General features: G+C 55.3%; 25 protein-coding genes. 14 read left to right on the top strand and 11 right to left on the bottom strand.

Translation table 11 applies throughout. The annotated features are described in order from the left end of the window. Positions 1 to 22: 22 nt before the first annotated feature. Together yjeM and epmA are read right to left on the bottom strand one after the other, a co-directional pair. A complete protein-coding gene (gene yjeM, locus L463_RS16375; RefSeq protein WP_032104123.1) occupies positions 23 to 1,522 on the bottom strand; it encodes a glutamate/gamma-aminobutyrate family transporter YjeM in 1,500 nt (499 codons plus the stop codon). Between the two features lie 177 nt (positions 1,523 to 1,699). Continuing rightward, positions 1,700 to 2,677: an elongation factor P--(R)-beta-lysine ligase gene (epmA, locus tag L463_RS16380; RefSeq protein WP_015572459.1), complete on the bottom strand. Its 978-nt coding sequence runs from the start codon at positions 2,675 to 2,677 to the stop codon at positions 1,700 to 1,702. A gap of 310 nt (positions 2,678 to 2,987) precedes the next feature. Here epmA and frdA point away from each other — a divergent pair, with 310 nt between their 5' ends. The 4 genes from frdA to frdD are packed head-to-tail and all read left to right on the top strand — an operon-like array spanning position 2,988 to position 6,281. Then, positions 2,988 to 4,778, top strand: a complete 1,791-nt coding sequence (gene frdA / locus L463_RS16385) for a fumarate reductase (quinol) flavoprotein subunit (protein ID WP_017383963.1) — start codon at positions 2,988 to 2,990, stop codon at positions 4,776 to 4,778. Then, positions 4,771 to 5,505, top strand: a complete 735-nt coding sequence (frdB, locus tag L463_RS16390) for a fumarate reductase iron-sulfur protein (protein ID WP_006810403.1) — start codon at positions 4,771 to 4,773, stop codon at positions 5,503 to 5,505. Before frdA ends, frdB begins: the two co-directional genes overlap by 8 nt. 10 nt (positions 5,506 to 5,515) lie before the next feature. Beyond that, positions 5,516 to 5,911: a fumarate reductase subunit FrdC gene (frdC, locus tag L463_RS16395; protein ID WP_017383964.1), complete on the top strand. Its 396-nt coding sequence runs from the start codon at positions 5,516 to 5,518 to the stop codon at positions 5,909 to 5,911. A 10-nt stretch (positions 5,912 to 5,921) separates the two neighbouring features. Further along, positions 5,922 to 6,281 carry a fumarate reductase subunit FrdD gene (frdD, locus tag L463_RS16400; RefSeq protein WP_023295793.1) on the top strand — a complete coding sequence of 120 codons (360 nt, stop codon included), beginning with the start codon at positions 5,922 to 5,924 and terminating at the stop codon, positions 6,279 to 6,281. Between the two features lie 29 nt (positions 6,282 to 6,310). Here frdD and ampR read toward each other — a convergent pair whose 3' ends face one another. Beyond that, on the bottom strand, positions 6,311 to 7,186 hold the full coding sequence (gene ampR / locus L463_RS16405) for a LysR family transcriptional regulator AmpR (RefSeq protein WP_003855952.1): 876 nt from the start codon (positions 7,184 to 7,186) through the stop codon (positions 6,311 to 6,313). A gap of 132 nt (positions 7,187 to 7,318) precedes the next feature. Here ampR and L463_RS16410 point away from each other — a divergent pair, with 132 nt between their 5' ends. Both L463_RS16410 and L463_RS16415 read left to right on the top strand, forming a co-directional pair. Further along, entirely contained in the window at positions 7,319 to 8,464 is a 1,146-nt protein-coding gene (locus L463_RS16410; RefSeq protein ID WP_023295792.1) for a cephalosporin-hydrolyzing class C beta-lactamase ACT-15, read from the top strand. Positions 8,465 to 8,622: 158 nt separating this feature from the next. After that, entirely contained in the window at positions 8,623 to 9,153 is a 531-nt protein-coding gene (locus L463_RS16415) for a lipocalin family protein (RefSeq protein ID WP_023295791.1), read from the top strand. Here L463_RS16415 and sugE read toward each other — a convergent pair. Beyond that, the gene (gene sugE / locus L463_RS16420) at positions 9,150 to 9,467 is read right to left on the bottom strand and encodes a quaternary ammonium compound efflux SMR transporter SugE (RefSeq protein WP_015572453.1); all 318 of its coding nucleotides are present in this window, start codon (positions 9,465 to 9,467) and stop codon (positions 9,150 to 9,152) included. The two genes, L463_RS16415 and sugE, sit on opposite strands and share 4 nt — an antisense overlap. Before the next feature lie 262 nt (positions 9,468 to 9,729). On the opposite strand from sugE, the gene L463_RS16425 reads away from it, so the two are divergent. After that, positions 9,730 to 10,329, top strand: coding sequence for a helix-turn-helix transcriptional regulator (locus L463_RS16425; protein WP_032104122.1), 600 nt, complete (start codon positions 9,730 to 9,732; stop codon positions 10,327 to 10,329). Between the two features lie 37 nt (positions 10,330 to 10,366). On the opposite strand, the gene ecnB is transcribed toward L463_RS16425, so the two are convergent. The 3 genes from ecnB to efp all read right to left on the bottom strand — a co-directional run bounded on the left by ecnB (position 10,367) and on the right by efp (position 11,377). Beyond that, the gene (gene ecnB, locus L463_RS16430) at positions 10,367 to 10,513 is read right to left on the bottom strand and encodes a lipoprotein toxin entericidin B (protein WP_003855942.1); all 147 of its coding nucleotides are present in this window, start codon (positions 10,511 to 10,513) and stop codon (positions 10,367 to 10,369) included. A 108-nt stretch (positions 10,514 to 10,621) separates the two neighbouring features. After that, positions 10,622 to 10,753, bottom strand: coding sequence for an entericidin A/B family lipoprotein (locus L463_RS16435; protein ID WP_015572451.1), 132 nt, complete (start codon positions 10,751 to 10,753; stop codon positions 10,622 to 10,624). Positions 10,754 to 10,810: 57 nt separating this feature from the next. Continuing rightward, positions 10,811 to 11,377 carry an elongation factor P gene (efp, locus tag L463_RS16440; protein ID WP_003855940.1) on the bottom strand — a complete coding sequence of 189 codons (567 nt, stop codon included), beginning with the start codon at positions 11,375 to 11,377 and terminating at the stop codon, positions 10,811 to 10,813. A gap of 40 nt (positions 11,378 to 11,417) precedes the next feature. On the opposite strand from efp, the gene epmB reads away from it, so the two are divergent. Beyond that, the gene (gene epmB / locus L463_RS16445) at positions 11,418 to 12,446 is read left to right on the top strand and encodes an EF-P beta-lysylation protein EpmB (protein ID WP_032104121.1); all 1,029 of its coding nucleotides are present in this window, start codon (positions 11,418 to 11,420) and stop codon (positions 12,444 to 12,446) included. A gap of 65 nt (positions 12,447 to 12,511) precedes the next feature. On the opposite strand, the gene L463_RS16450 is transcribed toward epmB, so the two are convergent. Beyond that, a complete protein-coding gene (locus L463_RS16450; RefSeq protein ID WP_014882205.1) occupies positions 12,512 to 12,865 on the bottom strand; it encodes a DUF4156 domain-containing protein in 354 nt (117 codons plus the stop codon). 234 nt (positions 12,866 to 13,099) lie between these two features. Here L463_RS16450 and L463_RS16455 point away from each other — a divergent pair, with 234 nt between their 5' ends. From L463_RS16455 to iadA, 3 genes are read left to right on the top strand one after another with little or no spacing between them, the layout of a single operon-like run. Next, positions 13,100 to 13,747 (top strand): nucleoside recognition domain-containing protein, encoded by a 648-nt coding sequence (locus L463_RS16455; RefSeq protein WP_032104120.1) that lies wholly within the window; start codon positions 13,100 to 13,102, stop codon positions 13,745 to 13,747. Next, a complete protein-coding gene (locus tag L463_RS16460) occupies positions 13,744 to 14,205 on the top strand; it encodes a YjiG family protein (protein WP_032104119.1) in 462 nt (153 codons plus the stop codon). Before L463_RS16455 ends, L463_RS16460 begins: the two co-directional genes overlap by 4 nt. 10 nt (positions 14,206 to 14,215) lie before the next feature. Then, on the top strand, positions 14,216 to 15,379 hold the full coding sequence (gene iadA, locus L463_RS16465; protein WP_032104118.1) for a beta-aspartyl-peptidase: 1,164 nt from the start codon (positions 14,216 to 14,218) through the stop codon (positions 15,377 to 15,379). A gap of 65 nt (positions 15,380 to 15,444) precedes the next feature. Here iadA and groL read toward each other — a convergent pair whose 3' ends face one another. Together groL and L463_RS16475 are read right to left on the bottom strand one after the other, a co-directional pair. Continuing rightward, entirely contained in the window at positions 15,445 to 17,091 is a 1,647-nt protein-coding gene (gene groL / locus L463_RS16470; RefSeq protein ID WP_015572446.1) for a chaperonin GroEL, read from the bottom strand. 39 nt (positions 17,092 to 17,130) lie between these two features. Then, the gene (locus L463_RS16475) at positions 17,131 to 17,424 is read right to left on the bottom strand and encodes a co-chaperone GroES (RefSeq protein ID WP_003855929.1); all 294 of its coding nucleotides are present in this window, start codon (positions 17,422 to 17,424) and stop codon (positions 17,131 to 17,133) included. Positions 17,425 to 17,602: 178 nt separating this feature from the next. Here L463_RS16475 and yjeH point away from each other — a divergent pair, with 178 nt between their 5' ends. Next, on the top strand, positions 17,603 to 18,850 hold the full coding sequence (gene yjeH, locus L463_RS16480; protein WP_032104117.1) for an L-methionine/branched-chain amino acid transporter: 1,248 nt from the start codon (positions 17,603 to 17,605) through the stop codon (positions 18,848 to 18,850). A gap of 23 nt (positions 18,851 to 18,873) precedes the next feature. Here yjeH and L463_RS16485 read toward each other — a convergent pair whose 3' ends face one another. Further along, on the bottom strand, positions 18,874 to 19,338 hold the full coding sequence (locus L463_RS16485) for an FxsA family protein (RefSeq protein ID WP_003855925.1): 465 nt from the start codon (positions 19,336 to 19,338) through the stop codon (positions 18,874 to 18,876). 335 nt (positions 19,339 to 19,673) lie between these two features. Here L463_RS16485 and aspA point away from each other — a divergent pair, with 335 nt between their 5' ends. Continuing rightward, positions 19,674 to 21,110, top strand: coding sequence for an aspartate ammonia-lyase (gene aspA, locus L463_RS16490; RefSeq protein ID WP_015572444.1), 1,437 nt, complete (start codon positions 19,674 to 19,676; stop codon positions 21,108 to 21,110). A 116-nt stretch (positions 21,111 to 21,226) separates the two neighbouring features. Beyond that, the gene (locus L463_RS16495) at positions 21,227 to 22,528 is read left to right on the top strand and encodes an anaerobic C4-dicarboxylate transporter (protein ID WP_003855921.1); all 1,302 of its coding nucleotides are present in this window, start codon (positions 21,227 to 21,229) and stop codon (positions 22,526 to 22,528) included. Positions 22,529 to 22,563: the final 35 nt, after the last annotated feature.

Here is a 22,563-nt window from a genome sequence, read left to right as displayed (position 1 = left end):
CCGTCGGGAGGGGGTCAATCCTTTACGCCACTTCTGCTACACAGGCCGTCGAGCGACGACGGTAATGCTCATAAATCCCCATTGCCAGCAGCGAGAAGAAGATCGGTCCGCCAACCATCCACAGCGTGCTGTTCCAGTCATTTGCCTCAACCACGGGCTGAATGACGGTAAAGATGTTGGCGAACGCGACGACCAGCACCACAACAGTGGTCGCCAGCAGCGTCGCCGCGCGGGTTTTGAAGATCACAAACGGTCGCTCCAGATCCCGCTTCGCCTTAAAGAACGGGAACGCCAGGGTCAGGAACAGATACGGAAGCGTCATCGATACGTTCGCCATCAGGGTCAGCTTGTTATAGAACGCCGACGCGGTATCACCGCCGAAGGACACCAGCAGAATGAACACGCACACCAGCAGGCACTGCATCCACATCGCGTTGGCAGGCATACCGGCAGCGTTCAGCTGCGTCATACGTGCGGGCCACAGCGCCTTTGGCGTCCCCTGAATAATCGCTTTCAGCGGCGAGTAGATCAGCGTGAAGAATGCGCCAGTATAGGCGAGGAACATCGACAAACCGGTAATCCGCGCAAACCAGATCCCCAGGGTGGCCGACGTTTCCGGCGCGAGATCCATGGCGTTGCCCAGCGTCACCCCCAGGCTTTTCATCAGCACGTAGGTAATGTTGCCGAGGTTGGTGGTGTTATTACTTAACATCTGCTGCCAGTTGGTGCTGACGCCCCAGAGGAAAATCGCCAGTGAGTAGCCAATGGAAATGACGATGGCGGCAAAGATAATGCCTTTAGCGAAGTTCTTTTCCGGATTTTCGGTTTTGTCGACCAGCCCGCCCACGGCTTCAATTCCACCGTAAGCAAAGATGGCAAACACCACGAAGGAGAGCATGGCCAGCCCGGACTGGTAACCCGGATTAGGCGATGAAACGAAGTTGACTTCCTGTGCGAAATGCCCGCCGTTAAGGCACAGAATGGCGATGCTGACCAGCAGCAGCACCAGGTTCAGGCACATCACGGAAATGCCGCCAACGGCAGTGATACGGGCAATTTTGTTGATGCCTTTCGAGGCCACCAGGGTGACCATCACCATCCAGCACACTGCCAGAATACCGACCACCTGCGTGGAGCTCAGCCCCGCCAGAGACCAGACCTGCGTTTTATCCGCACCGAAGAGAAACGTTGAGAACGGCACCCAAACCTTGGCCGCCGTGCTGACCATCCAGACGACGTAGGATGAAAACCACATGAACGTACCGATAAACGCGTAACGCGGACCGACGCTGTTGTTCATCCACGAATAGATGCCGCCCTCTTCTTTCCGGTACGCCGAGCCCATCTCCGCCATCATCAGCGCAAACGGGATAAAGAAGAACAGAGCGGAAACGATATAAAACGGCGTCGCGCTGTAGCCCATCAGATAAAACGCGGACGGGCTATTGGCAAAGCCAAAGACTGACGTAAAAATCATCAGAATGAGCCCGGTAAGGGTCATTTTTTTGAGTGAGTGAGACATATAACCATCCGAAACGGAATTAAACTGCGCGGATGGTAGCAGATGACCAGACAAACAATGTGGCTATCCGAGTCAAATTAAGAAAAAGACCCGTATAGAGAGAAATGAGCAGTTTTTAATGTGGCAGAGTTAAATGACCGAGCAGGCCGGGTAAGCGCAGCGCCACCCGGCATTTTTTCAGGCGCGATCGACCGTAAAGGCAATCACATCGCCCAGGTGCTCGGCACCCAGCGCCAGCATGACCAGGCGATCCACACCCAGCGCCACGCCGGAGCAGTCCGGCAGACCGGCTTTAAGCGCTTCCAGCAGATGAGTATCAATCGGCTGCTGCGGCAGACCGCGCGCGTTGCGCTTGCGGTTATCCTGCTCGAAACGCTGCTGCTGTTCGCGCGCGTCGGTCAGCTCGTGGAAACCGTTCGCCAGCTCGATGCCTTTGAAATACACCTCAAAACGCTCCGCCACGCGGTGATCTTCGGTGCTGATCTGCGCCAGTGAGGCCTGGCTGGCCGGGAAGTGATAGACAAACGTCGGACGATCTTTGCCAATCTGCGGTTCAACACCAAAGGTGAACAGCAGTTGCAGCAGCGTGTCGCGATCCTCTTCGTTATCCGCCACGTTGCTCAGATCCAGTTTTGCCGCCACTTCACGCAGCTGTGTTTTATCAGCCGACAGCGGATCGATTTCCAGATGGCGCTGGAAGGCCTGCTGATAGGAGAGCGTTTCAGCTTCCGCGCAATCCAGCACCTGTTGCAGCAGATCGTCAACTTCGTTCATCAGACGATACATGTCGTAGTGCGGGCGGTACCACTCCAGCATGGTGAATTCCGGATTATGGTGTCGGCCCATCTCTTCATTACGGAAGCTACGGCACAGCTGATAGACCGGACCACACCCGGCCGCCAGCAGACGCTTCATATGGTATTCCGGGCTGGTCATCAGATACAGATTCATGCCCTGAGAGTGGCCTGGGCCAACAAAACGGGTTTCAAACGGGACCAGATGAATATCCGTGACCGTCGCCTGACTCATGCACGGCGTTTCCACCTCCAGGACGCCGCGATCGGCAAAGAAACGGCGGATCTCCGCCATAATTGCTGCGCGCTTTAGCAGGTTTGGAATGGATGCGCTCGGCTGCCAGGTGGCCGTTTCGCTCATGAGTTATTTCTCCGTTTTCAGACAAGGGCACGAAGTCTACTCGTAAGCCGGGGCAGAGACAAATTTTGCACAGTAAAAGTCCTTTTTCATTGCACAGAGAAATACTGTGACGCCATTCATTAATCACGATGATAAATCACCGCACAGAACAGCAAAAAAATCGAACACGTCAAATTTCCCTCGCTTCTACGCGGTTATACTGTTTTACCCATAAAGGAGCAGTGGAATCGCTTCCGCAATCGCCCGTTCGGGCAGGTGAACGTCCTTTAGTTCATCCCGTTGCGGGAAAACAAAAATCTGGAGGAATGTCGTGCAAACTTTTCAAGCCGATCTTGCCGTAATAGGCGCTGGCGGGGCTGGATTACGCGCTGCAATTGCTGCGGCACAAGCCAATCCGAACGCTAAAATCGCATTGATTTCAAAAGTCTATCCGATGCGCAGCCACACGGTAGCCGCAGAAGGAGGATCCGCCGCCGTCGCGCAGGATCATGACAGCTTCGAATACCATTTCCACGACACGGTTGCAGGGGGCGACTGGCTTTGCGAACAGGATGTCGTTGATTACTTCGTGCACCATTGCCCAACGGAAATGACCCAGCTGGAACAGTGGGGATGCCCGTGGAGCCGCCGTCCGGACGGGAGCGTCAACGTCCGCCGCTTCGGTGGCATGAAGATCGAACGCACCTGGTTTGCCGCCGATAAGACCGGCTTCCACATGCTGCACACCCTGTTCCAGACCTCCCTCCAGTTCCCACAAATCCAGCGCTTTGACGAACATTTCGTTCTCGACATTCTGGTCGACGACGGTCATGCGCGCGGACTGGTGGCGATGAACATGATGGAAGGCACGCTTGTCCAGATCCGCGCTAAGGCGGTGGTGATGGCAACGGGCGGTGCGGGTCGCGTATACCGCTACAACACCAACGGCGGCATCGTCACCGGTGACGGTATGGGCATGGCGCTCAGCCACGGCGTCCCGCTGCGTGATATGGAGTTCGTCCAGTATCACCCAACCGGCCTGCCGGGCTCCGGCATACTGATGACGGAAGGCTGCCGCGGTGAAGGCGGTATTCTGGTCAACAAAAACGGCTATCGCTATTTGCAGGATTACGGCATGGGTCCGGAAACCCCGCTTGGCGAGCCGAAAAACAAATACATGGAACTCGGCCCACGCGACAAAGTTTCTCAGGCTTTCTGGCACGAGTGGCGCAAAGGCAACACCATCTCAACGCCGCGCGGCGACGTGGTGCATCTCGACCTGCGTCATCTCGGCGAGAAGAAACTGCTGGAGCGTCTGCCGTTTATCTGCGAGCTGGCGAAAGCCTATGTGGGCGTCGATCCGGTGAAAGAGCCGATCCCGGTGCGTCCAACCGCGCACTACACCATGGGCGGTATCGAAACCGACCAGCAGTGCGAAACCCGCATCAAAGGGCTGTTTGCGGTGGGCGAGTGTTCCTCCGTCGGTCTGCACGGCGCAAACCGTCTGGGCTCGAACTCGCTGGCTGAGCTGGTGGTCTTTGGTCGCATGGCGGGCGAACGTGCTATGGAGCGTGCCGCAACGGCAGGTGAAGCTAACAGCGCGGCGCTGGATGCGCAGGTTGCAGACGTCGAAAAACGCCTGAAAGACCTGGTGAACCAGGAAGGTAACGAAAACTGGTCGAAGATCCGCGACGAAATGGGGCTGTCGATGGAAGAAGGCTGCGGGATCTACCGTACGCCAGAGCTGATGCAGAAAACCGTCGACAAGCTGGCCGAGTTGCAGGAGCGCTTCAAACGCGTGCGCATCACCGACACCTCCAGCGTCTTCAATACCGATCTGCTTTATACCATTGAACTGGGCCACGGCCTGAACGTCGCAGAATGTATGGCCCATTCCGCCCTGGCGCGTAAAGAGTCCCGCGGCGCGCACCAGCGCCTGGATGAGGGCTGCACCGAACGTGACGACGTCAATTTCCTTAAACACACTCTCGCCTGGCGCGATGCGGATGGCACTACGCGACTGGACTACAGCGACGTGAAAATCACCACGCTGCCACCGGCGAAACGCGTGTACGGTGCAGAAGCAGAAGCCGCCGATAAGAAGGAGAAGGCGAATGGCTGAGATGCAAAAACTGAAAATTGAAGTGGTGCGCTACAATCCGGAAGTGGACGCCGCGCCGCACAGCGCTTTCTATGAAGTCCCTTACGACGAGCAAACCTCCCTGCTGGATGCGCTCGGCTATATCAAAGATAACCTGGCCCCAGACCTGAGCTACCGCTGGTCCTGCCGCATGGCAATTTGCGGCTCCTGCGGCATGATGGTCAACAAGGTGCCAAAGCTGGCGTGTAAAACCTTCCTGCGTGATTACACCAAAGGTATCAAGGTTGAAGCGCTGGGCAACTTCCCGATTGAGCGCGATCTGGTGGTCGACATGACCCACTTTATCGAAAGCCTCGAAGCGATTAAGCCGTACATCATCGGCAACCCGCGCACGCCGGATCAGGGGCCAAACACCCAGACGCCCGCGCAGATGGCGAAATACCATCAGTTCTCCGGCTGCATCAACTGCGGCCTGTGCTATGCCGCCTGTCCACAGTTTGGCCTGAATCCTGAGTTTATCGGCCCGGCCGCCATTACCCTGGCGCACCGCTATAACGAAGACAGCCGCGACCACGGCAAAAAAGAACGTATGGCCCAGCTGAACAGCCAGAACGGGGTCTGGACCTGCACGTTTGTCGGTTACTGCTCCGAAGTCTGTCCGAAGCATGTCGACCCGGCCGCCGCCATTCAGCAGGGAAAGGTGGAAAGCTCAAAAGACTTTCTTATCGCTACCCTGAAACCACGCTAAGGAGTGCATGATGACGACTAAACGCAAAGCCTACGTGCGACCAATGCCGTCCACCTGGTGGAAAAAACTGCCGTTTTATCGCTTCTATATGCTGCGTGAAGGCACGGCTGTTCCCGCGGTCTGGTTCAGCCTCGAACTGCTGTACGGGGTTTATGCCCTCAAGCACGGCCCGGAAGCCTGGGCCAGTTTTGTGGGCTTCCTGCAAAACCCAATCATCGTTGTGCTGAACCTGATTGTGCTCGCCGCCGCGCTGCTTCATACCAAAACCTGGTTTGAACTGGCGCCAAAAGCAGCGAACATCATTGTAAAAGGCGAAAAAATGGGGCCAGAGCCGGTCATTAAAGGGCTCTGGGCAGTGACGGCAGTTGTCTCTGTGGTCATTCTGTTTGTCGCACTGTTCTGGTAAGGAGACTACTGTGATCAATCCAAGTCCAAAACGTTCAGACGAGCCGGTCTTCTGGGGGCTGTTTGGCGCAGGCGGCATGTGGAGCGCCATTATTGCCCCGGTCATTATCCTGCTGGTCGGGATCATGCTGCCGCTGGGGCTGTTCCCGGGCGATGCGCTGAGCTATGAGCGCGTACTGGCCTTTGCGAGCAGCTTTATTGGCCGCGTGTTCATCTTCCTGATGATCGTCCTGCCGCTGTGGTGTGGTCTGCACCGTATCCACCATGCGATGCACGATCTGAAAATCCATGTGCCAAGCGGTAAATGGGTCTTCTACGGTCTGGCGACCATTCTGACGGTCGTCACGTTGATTGCCGTGGTCACCATCTGACTGAACAGGCCCGCCATCCGGCGGGCTTTTTACTTTTTCATCTTCTCCACCAGCCACCGGGAAAATTCGCGCATGGCTGGCGTTTCTGCCCGGGACTGCAATCGGGTCAGCCAGTAACTGCCGAGCTCAATCTGCGTCGCAAAGGGCTGCACAATGCGCTCGCTGGCTAACAGATGGGTAAACATATCGACAGGCGCAATAGCAATGCCCACCCCTGCCTGAGCGGCCTCCAGCATGGTCACGGACGAATCAAATACCATCACGCGGTGCGTTGGCGAAGGGGGATGCTCGCCGGCCGCCTGCATCCACGCGGTCCACTCGTCGCGTCGGTAGGAGCGCAGCAGCGTAAACCTGAGGATGTCGGCCGGACTGTGCAGACTGGCGGCGATATCAGGTGTACATAGCGGCGCGAGCGGCGCATGACAAAGAAATTCAGCCTCGGTACCGTGCCACGCCCCGCCACCGTAGCGGATCGTATAGTCAAGCCCTTCGGCAGCCGGATCAACGCGGTTGTTATGGGTGGAAAGCTGAAGATCGATATGTGGATAGCCACGGCGAAAATCCTCCAGCTGCGAGAATAAGACCCCGGTGGCAAACGTACCCACCACGCCGATTTTCAGCTTCTCCTGCGCACGATGGTTAGCGAAGCGATCCAGCATTCCGGCTATACGATCGAACGAATCATTCAGCACCGGCAGTAAATTTTCGCCCTCGGTAGTCAACATCAGCCCGCGCGACACGCGAACGAACAGCTGACAGTTCAGGTGCTGCTCCAGCGTTTTCACATGCTGGCTAATAGCCGAATGCGTCACGTTCAGTTCAATGGCCGCATGCGTAAAGCTGAGATGCCTTGCGGCAGCCTCAAAAGCCCGAAGCGAATTGAGGGGTAGATAGCTTCGCGTCATGGTCGCTTCCGTTAGAAAAATTAACAGCTAATGCTAAATTTAACCGTTTGTCAGGCACTGTCAAATCCAACAGACTACGCCTGTCTGACGGGCCCGGACATCCCCTTGACTCGCTATTACGGAAGATTACTGATGATGAAAAAATCCCTTTGCTGCGCCCTGCTGCTCGGCATTTCTTGCTCTGCTCTCGCCACGCCAGTGTCAGAAAAACAGCTGGCGGAGGTGGTCGCGAATACGGTTACCCCGCTGATGAAAGCCCAGTCTGTTCCAGGCATGGCGGTGGCCGTTATTTATCAGGGAAAACCGCACTATTACACGTTTGGCAAGGCCGATATCGCGGCGAATAAACCCGTTACGCCTCAGACCCTGTTCGAGCTGGGTTCTATAAGTAAAACCTTCACCGGCGTTTTAGGTGGGGATGCCATTGCTCGCGGTGAAATTTCGCTGGACGATCCGGTGACCAGATACTGGCCACAGCTGACGGGCAAGCAGTGGCAGGGTATTCGTATGCTGGATCTCGCCACCTACACCGCTGGCGGCCTGCCGCTACAGGTACCGGATGAGGTCACGGATAACGCCTCCCTGCTGCGCTTTTATCAAAACTGGCAGCCGCAGTGGAAGTCTGGCACAACGCGTCTTTACGCCAACGCCAGCATCGGTCTTTTTGGTGCGCTGGCGGTCAAACCTTCTGGCATGCCCTATGAGCAGGCCATGACGACGCGGGTCCTTAAGCCGCTCAAGCTGGACCATACCTGGATTAACGTGCCGAAAGCGGAAGAGGCGCATTACGCCTGGGGCTATCGTGACGGTAAAGCGGTGCGCGTTTCGCCGGGTATGCTGGATGCACAAGCCTATGGCGTGAAAACCAACGTGCAGGATATGGCGAACTGGGTCATGGCAAACATGGCGCCGGAGAACGTTGCTGATGCCTCACTTAAGCAGGGCATCGCGCTGGCGCAGTCGCGCTACTGGCGTATCGGGTCAATGTATCAGGGTCTGGGCTGGGAGATGCTCAACTGGCCCGTGGAGGCCAACACGGTGGTCGAGGGCAGCGACAGTAAGGTAGCGCTGGCGCCGTTGCCCGTGGTAGAAGTGAATCCACCGGCTCCCCCGGTCAAAGCGTCCTGGGTCCATAAAACGGGCTCTACTGGCGGGTTTGGCAGCTACGTGGCCTTTATTCCTGAAAAGCAGATCGGTATTGTGATGCTCGCGAATACAAGCTATCCGAACCCGGCACGTGTTGAGGCGGCATACCATATCCTCGAGGCGCTACAGTAAAACATTGCCGGGTGGCGCTGCGCTTACCCGGCCTACACAATGCGTGAACTTTGTAGGCCGGGTAAGGCGAAGCCGTCACCCGGCAAAACACCCTGCACAATCTCCCGCATTTTCCTTGCTGTCATCTACACTTAACAAAAAACAGTAAGGAAACTCCTATGCGCATTCTGCCTGTTATTGCCGCAGTAACAGCCGCGTTTTTAGTGGTTGCTTGCAGTTCCCCTACTCCTCCGCCTGGCGTCACGGTAGTCAGTAATTTCGACGCACAGCGCTTCCTCGGCACCTGGTATGAAATCGCCCGAATGGACCATCAGTTCGAACGGGGCTTAGAAAAAGTCACGGTCAGCTACAGCGCGATGGATGACGGCGGGATCCGGGTCATTAACCGCGGTTATAACCCGGATCGCCAGATGTGGCAGCAGTCAGTTGGTCAGGCCTATTTCACCGGCGCGTCTAACCGCGCGGCCATGAAAGTCTCTTTCATCGGCCCATTCTACGGCGGGTATAACGTCATTGCGCTGGACAGAGAGTACCGCCATGCGCTGGTGTGTGGGCCGGATCGCAACTATCTATGGCTCCTCTCCCGCACGCCAACGATCTCGACGGAAATGAAACAGCAGATGCTGGACATAGCGACCCGGCAAGGGTTTGACGTGACGAAATTAATCTGGGTAAAACAGCTGCATTAGTGCGTACTGAGTTTTAACCCGATGATACCCGCGACGATTAACGCGAGGCTGGCGATACGCGCCAGACTCGCAGACTCCCCCAGCAGCAGAATGCCGGTAATGGCAGCTCCTACCGCGCCAATTCCAGTCCAGACAGCGTAAGCCGTTCCGACTGGCAAGGTTCGCATCGCCCATGACAGCATGACGATACTGACAATCATTGCGGCGATAGTGATGACGCTGGGCGTCAGGCGGGTAAAACCGTGGGTATATTTCAGGCCAATTGCCCATACCACTTCGAGCAAACCGGCAATAACAAGAACGATCCAGGACATATCAGGCTCCTTAACTTAACGACAAGTTGGGGCCGTCCCCGATGAATGAAGCGCTTACGGGTCGTCCCGCAAGGCTGAGGTTGCGCCTTATATTTTGGTTAGCATGGAATTTTTTTTCAAACTTTTTCTGCTGAACACGTTAAGGCAAGAAATAGCCTCAGTAAGGCACGGAGTTCAGGCATTTATGACTCATCCGACTTCTCTATGATGATAGGCTTTCTGATGGCAGGAAGCCAAACCACTAGCCGACTGCGAAAATTATATGTTCAAAATTCTTTTGATTGACCGTTGTCACTTCACCCGCACGGGATTTGAAGCCTGGCTCAATCATTCAGACCTGTTTTCGGGTCATTTCGTCGTAACCGGGGTAAATAATCTTTTCCTCGCCAGAGAGCATATTCTGCAATGGAAACCTGCGCTGGTCATCGCTGATTTATCGGGCTTCCGGCAGGATTTACACCATTTTCAGCAGCTATCTTCCCTGCTTATTGCCAGCGAAACATTGCCTTTTATTATGCTGCAATCGGGGCAGGAGCAGGAGATGACAGATTATCTGGCGCAGTTCCCGATATGGTCTTCACTTTCCAAAAATACCGATCTGGAAAAACTGGCGGCGGTGATAAACGACGCGCTAACGACATGCGTAAGCGCGGAGCTTCCGGAAATGGCGGCACCGTTACTGACGCGTCAGGAAGAGAGAGTATTGACCCTGTGGATGGATGGTGCGAGCAACCAGAAAATTGCCAGCAATCTGCGCATTAACGGAAAAACGGTGTATACGTACAAACGCAATATCCGCATGAAGCTTCATATGGATACGCGTTACTCCCCGTTTTTATCGCTACAGGAAGTGGAGAATTGACGGTACGGTGAAGTTAGCTGCCGTACCGTCGCTTTCATTAGTTCTGAGCTTTAGTTGCTGCGCCAGAAATCGCGTTACCACCGTCGGAGATATCTTCCCCTACGCCACGGGTGGTGTTACATGCAGTCAGTACCGAAGAAAGCACCAGAACAGAAAAGATCGCTGCAATTGTTTTCTTAACCATAATATCTTCCTTTTATAGCCAAAGTTATTTTGTGTATAGCAACTTAAGAATAGACAAGATCTTGTCGTTTGACGGAAAAGGAAGAATTTTTAGGAAAATTAGACGGAATTAGCTGGCCGCATGGGAAATGATATGGCCGAGATCCTGAATATCTTCGCCCACGCCACGCGCGGTGTTGCAACCGGAGAGAATTGCGCTGGAGAACGCTAACAGAAGCAGAATTTTAACGGTACGTTTCATCTTCCCTGCCTGCAAAATCAGGCGCAGCGGGCGCTGCGCCTTTAATCATGACGTAAATTACTTCACGCGGGATACGTATTCGCCGGAGCGGGTATCCACTTTGATCACTTCACCGATCTGTACGAACAGTGGCACTTTAACCACCGCGCCGGTAGACAGGGTGGCAGGCTTGCCGCCAGTACCTGCGGTATCACCTTTCAGACCTGGATCGGTTTCAACGATTTCCAGCTCAACGAAGTTCGGAGGCGTAACCGCGATAGGCTGACCGTTCCACAGGGTCACGATGCACTCAGCCTGATCCAGCAGCCACTTCGCGTTATCGCCAATCGCTTTCGCGTCAGCAGACAGCTGCTCGAACGTTTCGTTGTTCATGAAGTGCCAGAACTCACCGTCGTTGTACAGGTAAGTCAGGTTCATATCGACAACATCAGCGCCTTCAGCGGAGTCAGTAGATTTGAAGGTTTTCTCAACACGGGTACCGGTCAGCAGGCGGCGCAGCTTAACGCGTGCGAATGCCTGGCCTTTACCTGGTTTAACGAATTCGCTGGCTTCAACCGCGTACGGTTCGCCGTCCATCATGATTTTAAGACCAGCACGAAAATCGTTGCTATAGTACGTTGCCATAAGGCCCTCTAAATTTGTTAACTGGTAGCTAAGCCACAAAATGGCGCATATTGTAACCCTAAACACCCCGTCCAGAGAAGATTGGTTATCGCAACTTGCCGATGTAATCACCAGTCCTGATGAATTGCTGCGTCTTTTAGACCTCGATCAGCACCCAGAGTTGCTTGCAGGCCGCGAGGCAAAGCGCCTTTTCGCCCTGCGTGTTCCCCGCGCGTTTGTGGCGCGGATGGAAAAAGGCAATCCCGACGATCCTCTATTAAAACAAACGCTTACGTCGCAGGATGAGTTTATCACCGCGCCGGGTTACAGCACCGATCCGCTGGAAGAGCAGAACAGCGTGGTGCCCGGCTTACTGCACAAATATCTCAACCGCGCCCTGCTGCTGGTTAAAGGCGGCTGCGCGGTAAATTGTCGTTATTGCTTCCGTCGGCACTTCCCGTATGCCGAAAACCAGGGAAACAAACGTAACTGGCAGGTCGCGCTGAACTATATCGCCGACCATTCAGAGCTGGATGAGATTATTTTTTCCGGCGGCGACCCGCTGATGGCAAAAGATCATGAGCTGGACTGGCTGCTGACGCAGCTGGAAGCCATCCCGCACATCAAGCGTCTGCGCATTCACAGCCGTTTACCGATTGTCATTCCGGCACGTATTACCGACGGGCTGGTATCACGCCTTGAGCAGTCCCGTCTGCAGGTGCTGCTGGTGAACCATATCAACCACGCAAACGAAATTGACGATGAATTTCGCGCGGCGATGGCACGTCTGCGTAAGGCGGGCGTGACGCTGCTGAACCAGAGCGTGCTGCTGCGCGGCGTGAACGATAGCGCTCGCGTGCTGGCAGACCTTAGCAACGCCTTGTTTGATGCGGGCGTGATGCCCTATTACCTGCACGTTCTGGATCGCGTGCAGGGAGCGGCGCACTTTATGGTGACGGATGACGAGGCCCGACAGATTATGCGCGAGCTGTTAACGCTGGTCTCAGGGTATATGGTGCCGAAGCTGGCACGCGAGATTGGCGGAGAGCCGAGTAAAACGCCGCTGGATTTACAGCTGCGGCAGCAGTAGAAAGGCAGGTGGCGCTACGCTTAACTGCCCTACGGGTCCGGGCGCAGCGCCATCAGCAAATTAACTCAGTTCGGGCACTTGTAGACCTGGCCACTCATCTGGCTGGCCGTTGGCACGAAGCTGGAAAGCATCCCTTGCGTCGGGCTGCTCACGCCATAAATCACGTTTCCACCCATTGCAGCAGCCTGGTTACGCAGGGCATTCGCCGCGCCGCGCATAGAGCCGCCTTCCTCACCGTGCTGACCCGACATCCAGTTGCTTTGTTCACCGGTGGCCGTGCCTAACAGCTGGCATTCGCTGCCTGGCTTATCTTCCACAAAGCGAACGCCCTGGCCCGCTGCCGACAGTTCATTGCTGGAGCTACACCCCGCCAGCAGCAATGCCGCTCCTACGATCCCTGCACAGACTTTTACGCGCATGTTATTCCTCGTTTTCAATAAGCTGGACAGTAGTTGTCCGTGTGTGAATCTTATACCTAAAAGATGACTAAAAGAAAAACCCCCGCGCATTTCTGCGAGCCAGATTCCGCATGGTACTCCTCCGACATCTTAAATGAATTCTGATAATGCCCTTTGGGATATCGTGTTTTAGCCCCCGATCGTTTTTAGTGGTGCAACGTACATCTTTTGTACGCGACTAAAAAAGGGGGTTTCATGAGTGCATCATCCTCAGGAGAGGAAAAAGTGTCATGGGTGGGCTATCTGGCGTTTGTCCTTACCATCGTATTTTTCTCGGGCTTTTTCGCTAAAAGTACCGAATGGTGGCGTGTGCTGGATTTTACCGTCTTAAACGGCAGCTTTGGTCCGGTGAACGGCGCGCTAACGTTTCGCGGTGAGGGCGGCACAGGAGCGAAAGACGGTTTTTTATTTGCCCTTGAACTGGCGCCCTCGGTCATTTTATCGCTCGGGATCATTGCCGTTACCGAGGGGCTGGGCGGGCTGCGCGCCGCACAACAGCTCATGACGCCCATTCTGCGTCCGCTGCTCGGCGTGCCGGGCATCTGCTCTCTGGCGCTTATCGCCAACCTGCAAAATACCGATGCAGCCGCAGGGATGACCAAAGAGTTGACTGACGAAGGGGCGATTACTGACCATGAACGCGCCATTTTTGCCACCTTCCAGACCAGCGGTAGCGCCATTATTACCAACTATTTTTCTTCTGGTGCCGCACTCTTTACCTTTATTACCGTCCCGGTGATCACGCCGCTTGCCGTCATTCTGGTGTTCAAATTTGTTGGCGCGAACTTCCTGCGACTGTGGATCGCCCACATGGAAGTTCGCCGCGTTCAGGAGGAAAAATGATCGCCCAGCCGCGTAAAAATATCATGGACCTGTTTATCGATGGCGCCCGCCGCGGCTTTACCATCGCCACCACCAGCCTGCTGCCGAACGTGGTCATGGCGTTTGTCATCATTCAGGCGCTCAAGGTAACCGGCCTGCTGGATATTATCGGCAGGGTATGCGAGCCCATCATGGCCCTGTGGGGGCTTCCGGGTGCGGCGGCAACGGTTCTTCTGGCCTCGGTAATGAGCATGGGCGGCGGTGTGGGGGTCTGCGCCAGTCTGGTCGCTGCCGGCACGCTCAACGGTCACGATGCCACCATCCTGCTGCCTGCCATCTATCTGATGGGTAATCCGGTGCAAAACACGGGCCGTTGCCTGGGCACCGCAGGCGTCAATCCGAAATATTATCCGCACATCATCGCTGTCTGCGTCATTAACGCCCTGCTCTCAATGTGGGTGATGCAGCTACTCTTCTGAGGAGATAAAAATGGATTTTTCAGTGCTGGAACCGCACCTTTTCCGCAATGCGCAGCTTTACGCTCCCGAGGATCTTGGGCATTGCGATCTGCTGATTGCCGGAGGAAAAATCGTCGCAGTCGAAAAAGCGGGCCACGCCACAACGAGGCCAGACTGTCCTGAAAGCGATCTCGCCGGAGCGGTGGTTTGTCCGGGGTTTATCGATCAGCATGTACACCTGATTGGCGGCGGCGGTGAAGCCGGTCCCCACACCCGGACGCCAGAGGTGCGATTGTCTGCGCTGGTGGCGGCTGGCATCACCTCCGTTGTTGGCCTGCTGGGCACCGACGGCGTGACCCGCCATCCCGAGTCGCTGCTGGCGAAAACGCGGGCGCTTGAGCATGAAGGGATCAGCACGTGGATGCTGACAGGCGCGTATGGCCTGCCTTCTCCGACGATTACCGGCAGTATCGAAAAGGATGTGGCGCTGATTGATAAAATCATTGGCGTGAAATGCGCGATTTCCGACCATCGCTCTTCCGCTCCGGCAGATGACCAGCTCGCGAATATAGCCGCCCAGTCACGCGTCGGCGGGCTGCTGGGTGCCAAAGCGGGGATATCCGTGTTTCACCTCGGCAACAGCCCGAAACTGCTGGAGCCGCTGCTTAACATCCTGAATAACGCCGACGTGCCCCGTACGAAGCTGCTACCAACTCACGTCAACCGCGCCCAGGCACTGTTCCACGCCGCACTGGACTATGCCCGCGAAGGGGGGTACATCGACATCACCACCAGCATCAGCGAGCCTGTTGATGCCGCCACCGCTATCGCGACGGCCCGTGAAGCACAGGTGCCGTTTAACCGGCTCACGCTCAGCTCGGATGGCAACGGCAGCCAGCCGAATTTTGATGCAAATGGTAATCTTGTTGGCATTGGCGTGGCGGGATTTGAGTCCCTGCTTGAGACGCTACAGCAGCTGGTCGGCCGGTATCACCTGCCGCTGGAGGAGGCGCTTCTGCCGTTTACGCGTAACGTGGCGGAGTTTCTCGGCCTGGAGTATAAAGGGCGGATCGCGCCCGGATGCGATGCCGACGTCCTGGTGCTGACCGATGATCTGAAGATCCGCGAGGTCTGGGCGAAAGGCCGCCAGATGGTGAGTGGAGGCGTTGTGTGCGTGAAAGGCACGTTTGAGTAGAAGACAATAAAAAACCCCGGGCATTGCTGCCCGGGGTTCGTTCTGAGAGGTTCAGAACAACATGATTACATCATGCCGCCCATGCCACCCATGCCGCCCATACCACCAGCAGCACCTAAGTCAGGCGCGTCGCCTTTAGGCAGGTCGGTCACCATGCACTCGGTCGTGATCATCAGACCCGCTACAGATGCCGCGTATTGCAGAGCAGAACGGGTCACTTTAGTTGGATCCAGGATACCGAAGTCGATCATGTTGCCGTATTCTTCAGTTGCCGCATTGTAACCGTAGTTACCTTCACCCGCTTTCACGTTGTTCGCAACCACAGACGGCTCTTCACCGGCGTTGGACACGATCTGACGCAGAGGAGCTTCCATCGCGCGCAGCGCAACTTTGATACCCACGTTCTGGTCTTCGTTCTGAGCAGTCAGGCCAGCCAGTTTAGCGGCTACACGCACCAGCGCGACACCACCACCAGCAACCACGCCTTCTTCTACCGCAGCACGGGTCGCGTGCAGGGCATCGTCAACGCGTGCTTTCTTCTCTTTCATTTCAACTTCGGTAGCCGCACCGACTTTGATTACCGCTACGCCGCCTGCCAGTTTCGCTACGCGCTCCTGGAGTTTTTCACGGTCGTAATCGGAAGTTGCTTCTTCGATCTGCTTACGGATCTGACCAACACGGCCCTGAATAGCAGCTTCTTCACCCACACCGTCGATGATGGTGGTGGTGTCTTTGTTGATCACAACGCGTTTCGCCTGGCCCAGGTCTTCCAGGGTCGCTTTTTCCAGCTCCATACCGATCTCTTCGGAGATCACGGTACCGCCAGTCAGGGTAGCGATATCCTGAAGCATCGCTTTACGACGATCGCCGAAGCCAGGTGCTTTAACCGCTGCCACTTTCACGATGCCACGCATGGTGTTAACCACCAGAGTCGCCAGCGCTTCGCCTTCAACGTCTTCAGCAATGATTACCAGCGGCTTGCCTGCTTTCGCAACGGCTTCCAGCACTGGCAGCATTTCGCGGATGTTGGAGATTTTCTTGTCAGCCAGCAGGATGAACGGGCTTTCCAGCTCAACAGCGCCAGTTTCTGGCTTGTTGATGAAGTATGGAGACAGGTAACCGCGATCGAACTGCATACCTTCAACCACGTCCAGTTCGTCTTCCAGACCAGTACCGTCTTCAACGGTGATCACGCCTTCTTTACCGACTTTATCCATCGCTTCAGCGATCAGTTTACCTACGGTTTCGTCGGAGTTAGCGGAGATAGTACCAACCTGAGCAATGGCTTTAGAGTCAGAGCACGGTACGGACAGCGCTTTCAGTTCTTCAACAGCAGAGGCGACAGCTTTGTCGATACCACGTTTCAGATCCATTGGGTTCATGCCCGCAGCAACGGCTTTCAGGCCTTCGGTGATGATCGCCTGCGCCAGTACGGTCGCGGTGGTGGTGCCGTCACCGGCAGCGTCGTTCGCTTTAGAGGCAACTTCTTTCACCATCTGTGCGCCCATGTTTTCGAACTTGTCTTCCAGCTCGATTTCACGTGCAACAGAAACACCATCTTTGGTGATGGTTGGCGCGCCGAAGGATTTGTCCAGCACTACGTTACGGCCTTTCGGGCCCAGAGTGACTTTCACTGCGTCTGCCAGTACGTTTACGCCGCGGAGCATTTTTACACGAGCGTCGTTACCGAATTTTACGTCTTTAGCTGCCATGTTCTTATTTCCTCAAATTCGTACAGTTTCGTGCGTTAATTACGCTTCAACAATTGCCAGAATGTCGCTCTCGGACATGATCAACACTTCTTCATTGTCGATCTTCTCGGATTTCACGCCGTAGCCATCGTTGAAAATGACGATGTCACCAACTTTAACGTCCAGTGGCTGCACAGTTCCGTTTTCCAGGATGCGGCCCTTACCGACAGCGATGATTTCGCCACGCGTTGATTTTGCTGCTGCTGAACCGGTCAGAACGATGCCGCCAGCAGACTTGGTTTCAACTTCTTTACGTTTGACGATCACACGATCATGTAACGGACGAATACTCATTGATAGCTCTCCTTTGAGAAAGTCATTATCAGTTATGGATGACGCCGGTCCGCATGCGGTTTTCCGGCTAGTGCCCTGAGAGATGGGGATAGCTTTTTACCCCTTCAAGGGGTAATCGAAAAAAAATTTGCGAAAGTGTTACCATCCACTCTCTTTTGATGGTGGCGGGACGAGGTAAATGAGTGGACTCAGGCAGGAGTTGGGGCTGGCGCAGGGCATTGGCTTACTCTCAACGTCTTTATTAGGCACGGGGGTATTTGCGGTTCCCGCGCTGGCGGCGTTGGTTGCCGGCAATAACAGTCTTTGGGCATGGCCGGTGCTGATCGTGCTGGTGTTTCCGGTGGCGATTGTCTTTGCCATACTCGGGCGGCACTTCCCGAGCGCAGGCGGCGTAGCGCATTTTGTCGGCATGGCGTTTGGGCCGCGGATGGAGCGCGTCACCGGCTGGCTATTTTTGTCGGTGATACCCGTTGGCCTTCCGGCAGCCCTGCATATCGCAACCGGCTTCGGACAGGCGCTGTTTGGCTGGCACGATGAACAGCTGCTGCTGGCTGAACTCGGTACGCTGGCGATTGTCTGGTGGGTAGGCTCACGCGGGGCCAGCTCCAGCGCCAATCTGCAAACGCTGGTCGCCGTGTTAATTGTCGCGCTGATCGTCGCCATCTGGTTTGCGGGTGACATTACCGTGGCGGATATTCCTTTCCCCGCGATTAACGACATCGACCACGCACAGCTTTTCGCTGCACTATCCGTTATGTTCTGGTGTTTCGTCGGTCTGGAGGCGTTCGCTCATCTGGCATCCGAGTTTAAACAGCCCGAGCGTGATTTCCCCCGCGCCCTGATGATTGGCCTGCTGCTGGCGGGTACCGTGTACTGGGCCTGTACCGTACTGGTGCTGCACTTCAACGCGTTCGGTGAAGAGAAAGCCGCCGCCGCGTCGCTGCCGGGCATCGTGGTGCAGCTGTTTGGCGTTAAGGCCCTGTGGGTAGCCTGCGTGATTGGCTATCTCGCCTGCTTTGCCAGCCTCAACATCTATATTCAGAGCTTCGCCCGGCTGGTGTGGTCTCAGGCACTTTATAAACCGGATAGCCCCCTCTCACGCCTGTCAAAGCGTCAGCTTCCGGTGAATGCGCTGAATAGCGTACTGGGCTGCTGCGTGGTGAGTTCCCTGGCCATTTATCTCCTCGACATCAACCTTGACGCGCTGATTGTCTACGCCAACGGTATTTTCATCATGATCTACCTGCTGTGCATGCTGGCGGGCTGTCGGCTACTGAAAGGACGCTTTAAGGCGCTGGCGGCTGTCGGGTGTGTCCTGTGCCTGATGCTGCTGGCGATGGTGGGATGGAAGAGTGTGTACGCCATCGTTATGCTGGCGGGGCTGTGGGTGTTTTTACCGAAGCGGCAAAAGCCGCAGGCCCGGTGAGCGAGCGCCACCGGGCCACAAACTCACCGATCGTCTTTATGATCTAACCGGTCGCGTTGCTCATCCTTACGCTGATATTCCCCTTCAAAGGTATCCCCCGGGCCGGTGCTGAAACCACCGCCTGGCATACGGCTGAAACGCAGGTGCGGCAGCAGCTTCATGGTCAGATGCTTCTGCACCGGCGGCAACAGCAACAGCAGGCCGAGGAAGTCGGTGAAGAAACCAGGCAGGATCAGCAGCAAACCAGCAATAATCAGCGACACGCTTTTGATCATCTCGGCGGCCGGGCTTTCGCCTGCGGCCATCTTCTGCTGCATTAACAGGAAATTTTTGAAACCCTGATTGCGCACCAGCGACATGCCGATGACGGAGGTGAAGATCACCAGAATCAGCGTCAGCAGGACGCCCAGCACATGGGCAACCTGGATGAAAATCGAAATCTCAATGTAAACATAAAGAAAGAAAGCAATAAATGGTATCCAGCGCACTGGCATCTCCTGTGTGGCAGGTGCCTTCTGGCCCCTGACTGAATGTGTTCGCGAAGCGCGTAGATAAGAGATGGTGACGGTTAGCCAAAATTCAATCGGTTTGCACGGATATTTTTTCTGGAAATATTAAAGCGGTGACATATTTCACAGATTAATAATTATCATGAAATCGGGTCGATAATAAGTGATCCAGCTTACGGCAATTCGCTATCATCAGCATATGATCTCGAACATCTGGCCGATTGAGGGAATAATCGTCGGTCATAAAATATTCAAAACTACATATATACTGTGTGTTTAGTACAATCCATCGGCAGCTTGAAAAGAAGGTTCACATGTTAAACAACATTCGTATCGAAGAAGATTTGTTGGGTACCAGGGAAGTTCCAGCGGATGCCTACTATGGTGTTCACACTCTGAGAGCGATTGAAAACTTCTACATCAGCAACAGCAAAATCAGCGACATCCCTGAATTTGTGCGTGGCATGGTGATGGTAAAAAAAGCCGCGGCTCTGGCGAACAAAGAGCTGCAAACCATTCCTAAAAGCGCTGCAAATGCGATTATCGCCGCGTGCGATGAGGTGCTGAACAACGGCAAATGCATGGATCAGTTCCCGGTCGACGTCTATCAGGGCGGCGCGGGCACCTCCGTCAACATGAACACCAACGAAGTGCTGGCAAACATCGGCCTGGAGCTGATGGGTCATCAGAAAGGTGAATACCAGTACCTGAACCCGAACGACCACGTTAACAAATGTCAGTCCACCAACGACGCCTACCCAACCGGCTTCCGCATCGCGGTGTATGCCTCTATCGTCAAACTGGTCGACGCGATTAATCAGCTGGGCGATGGCTTCCAGCGTAAAGCCGTTGAGTTCCAGGACATCCTGAAAATGGGCCGTACCCAGTTGCAGGACGCGGTGCCAATGACCCTCGGACAGGAATTCCACGCGTTTAACGTGCTGCTGAATGAAGAGACCAAAAACCTGCTGCGCACGTCCGAACTGCTGCTGGAAGTGAACCTGGGCGCAACCGCCATCGGTACACGCCTGAACACGCCAGATGGCTATCAGCAGCTGGCGGTACAGAAGCTGGCTGAAGTGTCCAACTTGCCGGTTGTGCCTGCGGAAGACCTGATTGAAGCTACCTCAGACTGCGGCGCCTACGTGATGGTGCACAGCGCACTGAAACGTCTGGCGGTGAAACTGTCCAAAATCTGTAACGACCTGCGCCTGCTCTCCTCCGGTCCGCGCGCTGGCCTGAATGAAATCAACCTGCCAGAGTTGCAGGCGGGTTCATCCATCATGCCAGCTAAAGTGAACCCGGTGGTGCCAGAAGTGGTGAACCAGGTGTGCTTCAAGGTTATTGGTAACGATACGACCGTCACCATGGCATCCGAAGCCGGTCAGCTCCAGCTGAACGTGATGGAGCCGGTGATTGGCCAGGCAATGTTTGAATCTATCCATATTCTGACCAACGCCTGCTACAACCTGCTGGAAAAATGCATCAACGGCATCACCGCGAATAAAGAAGTGTGTGAAGGCTACGTCTATAACTCCATCGGCATCGTCACCTACCTCAACCCGTTCATCGGCCACCACAACGGCGATATCGTCGGGAAGATTTGTGCCGAAACCGGTAAGAGCGTGCGTGAGGTGGTTCTCGAGCGAGGATTGTTGACCGAAGCCGAACTGGACGATATCTTCTCCGCCCAGAACCTGATGCACCCGGCATATAAAGCGAAACGATATACCGATGAAAGCGAACAGTAACCGTTCAGGCTAAGCTTCCGAAAGGCACGTCACTTGTGACGTGCCTTTTTTCTTTATGGGCGTTACCAAAACACAACAATTCAATATCAACTTGTTAATGAGCAAGGCAGGTCTTTATGTTTGGAGCAGAACTCGTCATCGTCCTGTTGGCGATTTATTTGGGCGCACGACTCGGGGGTATCGGCATCGGTTTTGCCGGCGGTCTCGGGGTGCTTGTACTTACCCTGATCTTTCAGATTAAACCCGGCGCAATCCCTTTTGACGTTATCGAAATCATCATGGCGGTTATTGCTGCTATCGCGGCTATGCAGGTCGCAGGCGGTATGGACTACCTGGTGAGCCTGGCGGAGCGAATGCTGCGTCGCCATCCGAAATACATCACCTTCCTTGCCCCACTGGTGACCTGGTTTATGACCATTCTCGCCGGTACCGGCCATACCGCTTTCTCCACGCTGCCGGTAATCACCGAAGTGGCGAAAGAGCAGGGTATTCGCCCGTCTCGCCCTCTTTCTATTGCCGTGGTCGCCTCCCAGATTGCGATTACCGCCTCGCCTATTTCCGCGGCGGTGGTCTTCTTCGCGGGTATCCTTGAGCCGATGGGCGTAAGTTACCTGACGCTGCTGGCAATCTGTATTCCGGTCACGCTGATCGCGGTAATGATCACTGCCGTACTGTGTAACTTCCTCGGTGCCGAGCTGAAAGACGATCCGGTTTACCAGGAGCGTCTGGCAAAAGGTGAAGTGAGCCTGCGCGGTAGCCAGGTCTTCGAGCTGAAGCCGCATGCAAAACGCTCCGTGCTGCTGTTCCTGATTGGTATCGTCGCCGTGATGTTCTACGCGACCGCCATCAGCGATACGGTAGGTCTGATCCAGAACCCGGTTCTGCCGCGTAACGAAGCCATTGTGGTATTTATGCTGACCATCGCGACGCTGATCAGCATCACCTGTAAAATCGACACCAGCGAAGTGCTGAACGCCAGCACCTTCAAATCCGGCATGAGCGCCTGCGTGTGCGTGCTGGGCGTGGCGTGGCTCGGTGATACCTTTGTGAAAGCGCACATCAGCGATATCCAGACCGTTGCAGGCGACCTGCTGCACAACTATCCGTGGCTGCTGGCGGTAGTGCTGTTCTTTGCCGCGACGTTGCTGTACTCCCAGGCTGCGACCACCAAAGCGCTGATGCCTGCGGCACTAATGCTGGGCGTGACGCCGCTGACGGCGATTGCCTCTTTTGCAGCGGTTTCCGCCCTGTTCGTTCTGCCCACCTACCCAACCCTGCTGGCCGCGGTTGAGATGGATGACACCGGCTCAACCCGTATTGGTAAATACGTGTTTAACCACGCGTTCCTGATCCCGGGCGTGGTGGCGATTACGCTCTGCGTGATCCTCGGCTTTATCATCGGCGGCATTGTGCTGTAAACGATTAGCCGTTGTAAAAATAGTTAAAATCGGGC

The organism is Enterobacter sp. BIDMC 27, assembly GCF_000534415.1.
In the GTDB taxonomy this organism is placed as follows: Bacteria; Pseudomonadota; Gammaproteobacteria; order Enterobacterales; family Enterobacteriaceae; genus Enterobacter; species Enterobacter hormaechei_C.
The sequence above is the reverse complement of the archived record's forward strand: the minus strand, read 5'-3'. Positions and strand labels throughout refer to the sequence as shown.

Excerpts from the sequence above, each read along its gene's own strand:
- L463_RS16460 (WP_032104119.1), top strand. The coding sequence starts at position 13,744 with ATGATCGCCCAGCCGCGTAAAAATATCATGGACCTGTTTATCGATGGC.
- L463_RS16415 (WP_023295791.1), top strand. The coding sequence starts at position 8,623 with ATGCGCATTCTGCCTGTTATTGCCGCAGTAACAGCCGCGTTTTTAGTG.
- sugE (WP_015572453.1), bottom strand. The coding sequence starts at position 9,467 with ATGTCCTGGATCGTTCTTGTTATTGCCGGTTTGCTCGAAGTGGTATGG.
- L463_RS16495 (WP_003855921.1), top strand. The coding sequence starts at position 21,227 with ATGTTTGGAGCAGAACTCGTCATCGTCCTGTTGGCGATTTATTTGGGC.
- ecnB (WP_003855942.1), bottom strand. The coding sequence starts at position 10,513 with ATGGTTAAGAAAACAATTGCAGCGATCTTTTCTGTTCTGGTGCTTTCT.
- epmB (WP_032104121.1), top strand. The coding sequence starts at position 11,418 with ATGGCGCATATTGTAACCCTAAACACCCCGTCCAGAGAAGATTGGTTA.
- L463_RS16455 (WP_032104120.1), top strand. The coding sequence starts at position 13,100 with ATGAGTGCATCATCCTCAGGAGAGGAAAAAGTGTCATGGGTGGGCTAT.
- yjeH (WP_032104117.1), top strand. The coding sequence starts at position 17,603 with ATGAGTGGACTCAGGCAGGAGTTGGGGCTGGCGCAGGGCATTGGCTTA.
- groL (WP_015572446.1), bottom strand. The coding sequence starts at position 17,091 with ATGGCAGCTAAAGACGTAAAATTCGGTAACGACGCTCGTGTAAAAATG.
- frdC (WP_017383964.1), top strand. The coding sequence starts at position 5,516 with ATGACGACTAAACGCAAAGCCTACGTGCGACCAATGCCGTCCACCTGG.
- frdB (WP_006810403.1), top strand. The coding sequence starts at position 4,771 with ATGGCTGAGATGCAAAAACTGAAAATTGAAGTGGTGCGCTACAATCCG.
- iadA (WP_032104118.1), top strand. The coding sequence starts at position 14,216 with ATGGATTTTTCAGTGCTGGAACCGCACCTTTTCCGCAATGCGCAGCTT.
- ampR (WP_003855952.1), bottom strand. The coding sequence starts at position 7,186 with ATGACGCGAAGCTATCTACCCCTCAATTCGCTTCGGGCTTTTGAGGCT.
- aspA (WP_015572444.1), top strand. The coding sequence starts at position 19,674 with ATGTTAAACAACATTCGTATCGAAGAAGATTTGTTGGGTACCAGGGAA.
- efp (WP_003855940.1), bottom strand. The coding sequence starts at position 11,377 with ATGGCAACGTACTATAGCAACGATTTTCGTGCTGGTCTTAAAATCATG.
- L463_RS16425 (WP_032104122.1), top strand. The coding sequence starts at position 9,730 with ATGTTCAAAATTCTTTTGATTGACCGTTGTCACTTCACCCGCACGGGA.
- L463_RS16450 (WP_014882205.1), bottom strand. The coding sequence starts at position 12,865 with ATGCGCGTAAAAGTCTGTGCAGGGATCGTAGGAGCGGCATTGCTGCTG.
- L463_RS16410 (WP_023295792.1), top strand. The coding sequence starts at position 7,319 with ATGATGAAAAAATCCCTTTGCTGCGCCCTGCTGCTCGGCATTTCTTGC.
- epmA (WP_015572459.1), bottom strand. The coding sequence starts at position 2,677 with ATGAGCGAAACGGCCACCTGGCAGCCGAGCGCATCCATTCCAAACCTG.
- L463_RS16475 (WP_003855929.1), bottom strand. The coding sequence starts at position 17,424 with ATGAGTATTCGTCCGTTACATGATCGTGTGATCGTCAAACGTAAAGAA.
- L463_RS16435 (WP_015572451.1), bottom strand. The coding sequence starts at position 10,753 with ATGAAACGTACCGTTAAAATTCTGCTTCTGTTAGCGTTCTCCAGCGCA.
- yjeM (WP_032104123.1), bottom strand. The coding sequence starts at position 1,522 with ATGTCTCACTCACTCAAAAAAATGACCCTTACCGGGCTCATTCTGATG.